Source organism: Aeromonas sp. A35_P (assembly GCF_002259925.1).
Classification (GTDB): domain Bacteria; phylum Pseudomonadota; class Gammaproteobacteria; order Enterobacterales; family Aeromonadaceae; genus Aeromonas; species Aeromonas dhakensis.
This window is the reverse complement of sequence record NZ_NEVB01000126.1, coordinates 1-5,049: the sequence shown is the minus strand read 5'-3', so window position 1 is coordinate 5,049 and position 5,049 is coordinate 1. Positions and strand designations below refer to the sequence as shown.

The window sequence follows — 5,049 nt, the reverse complement described above, 5'->3', positions numbered from 1 at the left end:
CAGCGATTCTGCGCACTCCTGTCAGGGGCAACAAACACCAATAACGCCTTTGCTAAGCACTTTTTTATCTAACAACGACATACAAGGCTTTTAGAGCCATAAAATGAAAAAAAGGTCTTTTATATAAATAAAAGACCTAAAAAATGGAGCGTCGTGCAATGTACCAAGCTATCCAAATCAGACTGTGGTGGTGTCGATTGCCTGCCCTCCTTCTCTATTCCAAATCAGTGTGTTCAACGCTCGCCGCTTAGCGAAAACTCAAGGCCGCCCGCCGCTCCCACACCGCCGGCGTCGGCTCCACCACCATCTCGGCCCGCCGATAGAGGGTGCCGAGCAGGTTGAGCCCCTGGTGCCACTCACCGTGGCCGGACTGGGCATTGAGGTGGCCCACCTCGCCTGCATCGAACAGCGGCACCTGCCACTGCCGGCTCCAGTATTCGGCCCGCTCAAAACTCATCCAGGGGTCATTGCGGCTGGCCACCAGCTGGGCCGACACCTTGAGCGACCCTGCCAGCAGCTCGTCTGGCAAGCCGAAGCGGGCTGGATCCGCCGGCGCCACGATAAACAGCGAGGCCACCTTGTCGGGCTGCCGGCGCGCCGCCGTGATGGCCGCCAGCGCGCCGAAGGAGTGGGCCACCAGGTGAGCCCGCCCGCGCCGGCTTTTGAGCTTGCTCGCCAGCTTGGCACTCCAGACCGTGAGGTCAGGCCGATCCCACGGCAGCCCCACCATCCGCTGCCAGTGGGGGAATTGTTGGTGCCAACGGCTCTGCCAGTGATCCGGCCCGCTGTTGTGCAGACCGGGAACCAGGAGGATCTTGTTCATCTTGGTGCTCCTATCAGCTGGCACAGGGGCCAGTTCAGTTGAAGATGGCCGGCCGCTCAGCGACCCGGCTGGTAGATCTGGTCAAACAGGGCGCCCTGGGCGAAGTGCTTCTTCTGCGCCTTGTCCCAGTCCCCTTCCAGATCCTTGACGGTGAACAGGGTCAGCTGCGGGAACTGGGCCGCGGTCTCCTTCAGGATCGCCGGGTTGCTGGGACGATAGTGATATTTGGCGACGATGCGCTGCCCCTCGTCGGAGTAGAGGTAGTCGAGGTAGGCCTTGGCCACCGCCTCGGTGCCATGCTTCTTGGCCACCTTGTCCACCACCGCCACCGGCGGCTCGGCCAGGATGGAGACCGACGGCACCACCAGCTCGAACTTGTCGCGATTGCCGGGCTGACCCAGCACCAGCAGGGCTTCGTTCTCCCAGGCCAGCAGCACGTCGCCGAGGCCGCGCTCGATGAAGCTGGTGGTGGCACCGCGGGCGCCGGAGTCCAGCACCTTCACGTTCTTGTAGAGATCGCCGACGAACTGCCTGGCCCCCTCCTCGCTGCCGCTCTTCTTCAGGGCGTAGCCCCAGGCAGCCAGGTAGTTCCAGCGCGCCCCGCCGGAGGTCTTGGGGTTGGGGGTGACGATGGCCACGTCCTTGCGCACCAGATCATCCCAGTCCTTGATCTGCTTGGGATTGTCCTTGCGCACCAGGAACACGATGGTGGAGGTGTAGGGCGCCGCATTGTTGGCCAGCCGGCTCTGCCAGTCGGCGCCAATCAGCCCCTGCCTGGCCACGGCATTGACGTCGTAGGCCAGCGCCAGCGACACCACGTCCGCCTCCAGCCCGTCCACCACGGCGCGCGCCTGCTTGCCTGAGCCGCCATGGGACTGGCTGACCACAACATCGTCGCCGGTCTTCGCCTTCCACTCCCTGGCGAAGGCGCCGTTGTACTCCTGGAACAGTTCGCGGGTCGGATCGTAGGAGACGTTGAGCAGGCGGATCTCGGCGGCATTGGCCTGACCGAGGGCCAGCAGGGTCAGGGCGGTCGTTCGCAGTTTCATGGGGATACTCCATATCTCGTTGGGTTGAATTCAGCATGCCGCGGGCTTGTTATGCCGAGAACCAAGAAATAACGCTTTGCTTATCTCATTTGCTCATATCAGGAGGGCGCAGGCGCCATTCGCGCACTCTGTGAGCCAGGCCGCGCTGGCCCGGTGCCGGCTGTGCCATCATGGAAACAAGGCAGGCAGATGACGAACAGGAAGTCGTTATGTGGATCAATGCAGAACCCGTCAATGGTGCCCTGGTGTCGCTGGCCATCGGCCTCATCATCGGGCTGGAGCGGGGCTGGCAGGTGCGCCAGCTGGGGGACAACCAGCGCATCGCCGGGATGCGGACCTACGGCCTCATCGGCCTGCTCGGCGGGGTCTGCGCCCTGCTGCTGCCCACCCTGGGCCCCTGGCTGCCGCTGCTCGGTCTGCTGGCGGTGGTGATTGGCTGCGGCCTCTCGGTCTGGCTGGCCCAGCGCTGGCAGGGGGAGTTCGGCCTCACCAGCTCGGTGGCCATGCTGCTCACCTATCTGCTGGGGCTGATGTCGGTGCTGCTGAGCCCGAGCGAGGCGGTGGCCTGCGCCGTGCTGGCGGCGCTGCTGATGGGACTCAAGGGCAAGATCCAGCAGGGGATGCTGTTTCTGAGCGAGACCGAATTTCACGCCACCCTGCGTTTTCTGCTCATCTCGCTGGTGCTGCTGCCGGTGCTGCCCAACGAGGAGATGGGCCCGCTCGATGCCTTCAACCCCTTCAAGACCTGGCTGATGGTGGTGGTGATCGCCGGCATCTCGTTTTGCGGTCACTTCGCGGTACGCCTGCTCGGCACCCGCGCCGGGCTGGTGCTCACCAGCATGCTGGCCGGGCTCGCCTCCTCCACCGCCCTCACCCTGCAGTTTGCCCGTCTCAACAAGGAGCAGGGGGGGCTGGAGCGGCTGCTGGCCACCGGCATCCTGCTGGCGGGTGCCACCATGTGGCTGCGACTGCTGGTGCTGGTGCTGCTCATTCACAGCGAGCTGGCGATGCGCCTGGCGGCGCCCCTGCTGCTGCTGGCAGCCACCGTCTACGGCTTCGCCTTCTGGTTCTGGCGCCAGCGCGAGGAGCTGACCGACGGCCCGGTGCAACCCCAGACCAGCAACCCGCTCGATCTGGCCACCGCCATCAAGTTTGGCCTGCTGCTGGCGCTGATCGGTTTCATGGCCACCCTGTTGCAGAACAAGGTGGGCAACTCCGGGGTCTATCTGCTGTCGCTGGTCTCCGGCATCACCGACGTGGACGCCATCACCTTGTCGCTCTCCCAGCTCTCCCACAAGGAGCTGGCGCTGGAGGTGGCGGCCCGCGGCATCCTGCTGGCCGGGCTGGTCAACTCGCTGGTGAAGGGGCTGCTGGCCCTGGGGATCGGCGGCCGCCGGCTGGGGCTGCGGGTACTGCTGCCCTACTTCGTTTCGGCCCAGCTGATCCTGCCGCTGATCTGGCCCGGCGCCTGAGGTTGCAGCAAGTGACAGCCTGACGCCGCCAAAGTGCTCGCGTATACTGGCTCCTCTTGGCACATGAGAGGAGCGGTAGCATGGCAAGCGATTGGGACAAGATACTGGCGGGCGGTGCCCTGGACAGCCAGAGCGAGGAGATAGCGAACGACCGGATCCGCGGTCAGGCGCTGCTGGCACAACTCAACGCCTCTCCGGCCGGTGACCAAGCCCTGCGCCAGCGCCTGTGCGGCGAGCTGTTCGGCCACTGCCCAGGCTCCATCTGGATCAGCACCCCCTTCACCTGCGAATTCGGCCGCAACATCCACATCGGCGAGAAGACCTTCTTCAACTTCAACATCACCATTCTCGACGTGGGCGAAGTGCACATCGGCAGCCATGTGCTGCTGGCCCCCAACGTGCAGATCTACACCGCCACCCACACCATGGACTATCTGGAGCGACGCAACTGGACCGCCTACAACAAGCCGGTGCGGATCGGCGATGACTGCTGGATTGGCGGCGGCGCCATCATCTGCCCCGGCGTCACCATAGGGCCGCGCTCCATCATAGGGGCCGGCGCCGTGGTCACCCGCGACATTCCGGCCGACTCGGTGGCGGTGGGCAACCCGGCGCGCGTGATCCGCAGCCTGAGCCCGGACGCCCCCCGCGGCTGGGAGCTGGCCCTGTGATCTGGCTCGCCCTGCTCCCCCTGCTGTGGACGGCCTGGCTCGGTCTGGCCGACGCCAACTGGTGGCCGCTCGCCATCATCACCGCCATGAGTCTGCTGACGATGCTGGCCTACGCCCACGACAAGCGCCAGGCGGTGCGCGGCGGCTGGCGCATCCCCGAGTCCCGGCTCCATCTGCTCGAGCTGTTCGGCGGCTGGCCCGGCGCCCTGCTGGCCCGCCACTGGCTGCGCCACAAGACCCAGAAGGGGAGTTATCGCAGGGTATTCTGGTTCATCGTGCTGCTGCACCTGACCCTGTGGGGGCTCTGGCTCGGCCGTCCGCTCTGGCAGACAGTCTGACGCGGGCAAGGCAGCCTCTCGACATTCCCGTCCACCCCCTTGCCGGCCATTGCAGCCGGCAACCGGGTATGAGACAACAGATGGCAACAAGGCTGTTTTCTCGTTTATTCATCGGCAAGGAGTCATTCATGACCATGTGGACCGGTATCGTGCTGATCGTCTTCATCAGCGCACTGTTCGGCTTTCTCAGCAAGCGGGCCCGCTACCAGTTGGGGGATGCCCGCATCACCGATCGTCTCGGCAAGCAGGACATGCTCATCAACGAGCTGCAGGAGCGCATCGCCAATCTGGAGGCCATCGTCATCGAGGAGGAGAAGCGCCGCCCGTTCAAGGAGCTCTGATCCGGCAAGCCGGGCGGCAAACCGCCAGCCCCCGGGCTGCAAGGGTTTGCCGCCGCCCCCTCCCGCACTCGCCCGCCCTCTGCCTGGCAAAAACTAAATTCACCGCAGGATCAGTCCCCTGCCACTCTAAGACTAAATTTTCGCCAACTTGGCCCATTCCCTGCTCCGTCATGACATCAGTAGTACGGAGAGTGACATCATGATCGCCATCGGCACCCTGCTTCCCCTCGCCTCCCTCGCCCTCAAGCTCGGCAGCAAGCTGCTTGGGGACAGCACGCCACCGGCCCAGACCGAGCCCCCCGTGCAGGAAGAGCGGCTCGCCCCCACGGTGCAGAGCCTGTTCCAGCGCCTCGGC

The 5,049-nt window shown here is 64.8% G+C and carries 6 protein-coding genes; 4 read left to right on the top strand and 2 right to left on the bottom strand.

Annotated features, from left to right (window positions below; translation table 11 throughout):
* Positions 1–247 precede the first annotated feature (247 nt).
* Both CAK78_RS09145 and CAK78_RS09140 read right to left on the bottom strand, forming a co-directional pair.
* Positions 248–823, bottom strand: a complete 576-nt coding sequence (locus CAK78_RS09145; protein WP_094697073.1) for an RBBP9/YdeN family alpha/beta hydrolase — start codon at positions 821–823, stop codon at positions 248–250.
* Positions 824–879: 56 nt separating this feature from the next.
* The gene (locus tag CAK78_RS09140) at positions 880–1,872 is read right to left on the bottom strand and encodes a sulfate ABC transporter substrate-binding protein (protein ID WP_094697072.1); all 993 of its coding nucleotides are present in this window, start codon (positions 1,870–1,872) and stop codon (positions 880–882) included.
* A 209-nt stretch (positions 1,873–2,081) separates the two neighbouring features.
* Between CAK78_RS09140 and CAK78_RS09135 the strand changes: the two genes are divergently transcribed.
* The 4 genes from CAK78_RS09135 to CAK78_RS09120 all read left to right on the top strand — a co-directional run bounded on the left by CAK78_RS09135 (position 2,082) and on the right by CAK78_RS09120 (position 4,694).
* Positions 2,082–3,344: an MgtC/SapB family protein gene (locus CAK78_RS09135; RefSeq protein WP_094697071.1), complete on the top strand. Its 1,263-nt coding sequence runs from the start codon at positions 2,082–2,084 to the stop codon at positions 3,342–3,344.
* Positions 3,345–3,424: 80 nt separating this feature from the next.
* Positions 3,425–4,015 carry a sugar O-acetyltransferase gene (locus CAK78_RS09130; protein ID WP_094697070.1) on the top strand — a complete coding sequence of 197 codons (591 nt, stop codon included), beginning with the start codon at positions 3,425–3,427 and terminating at the stop codon, positions 4,013–4,015.
* Positions 4,012–4,353: a DUF1294 domain-containing protein gene (locus tag CAK78_RS09125; protein WP_043169348.1), complete on the top strand. Its 342-nt coding sequence runs from the start codon at positions 4,012–4,014 to the stop codon at positions 4,351–4,353. Before CAK78_RS09130 ends, CAK78_RS09125 begins: the two co-directional genes overlap by 4 nt.
* Positions 4,354–4,481: 128 nt before the next feature.
* A complete protein-coding gene (locus CAK78_RS09120; protein WP_005308557.1) occupies positions 4,482–4,694 on the top strand; it encodes a hypothetical protein in 213 nt (70 codons plus the stop codon).
* The last annotated feature ends 355 nt before the right edge of the window (positions 4,695–5,049 follow it).

What these genes read in the sequence shown, in the direction of transcription:
- CAK78_RS09145 (WP_094697073.1), bottom strand. Translation starts at nt 823, where the DNA reads ATGAACAAGATCCTCCTGGTTCCCGGTCTGCACAACAGCGGGCCGGAT.
- CAK78_RS09140 (WP_094697072.1), bottom strand. Translation starts at nt 1,872, where the DNA reads ATGAAACTGCGAACGACCGCCCTGACCCTGCTGGCCCTCGGTCAGGCC.
- CAK78_RS09135 (WP_094697071.1), top strand. Translation starts at nt 2,082, where the DNA reads ATGTGGATCAATGCAGAACCCGTCAATGGTGCCCTGGTGTCGCTGGCC.
- CAK78_RS09130 (WP_094697070.1), top strand. Translation starts at nt 3,425, where the DNA reads ATGGCAAGCGATTGGGACAAGATACTGGCGGGCGGTGCCCTGGACAGC.
- CAK78_RS09120 (WP_005308557.1), top strand. Translation starts at nt 4,482, where the DNA reads ATGACCATGTGGACCGGTATCGTGCTGATCGTCTTCATCAGCGCACTG.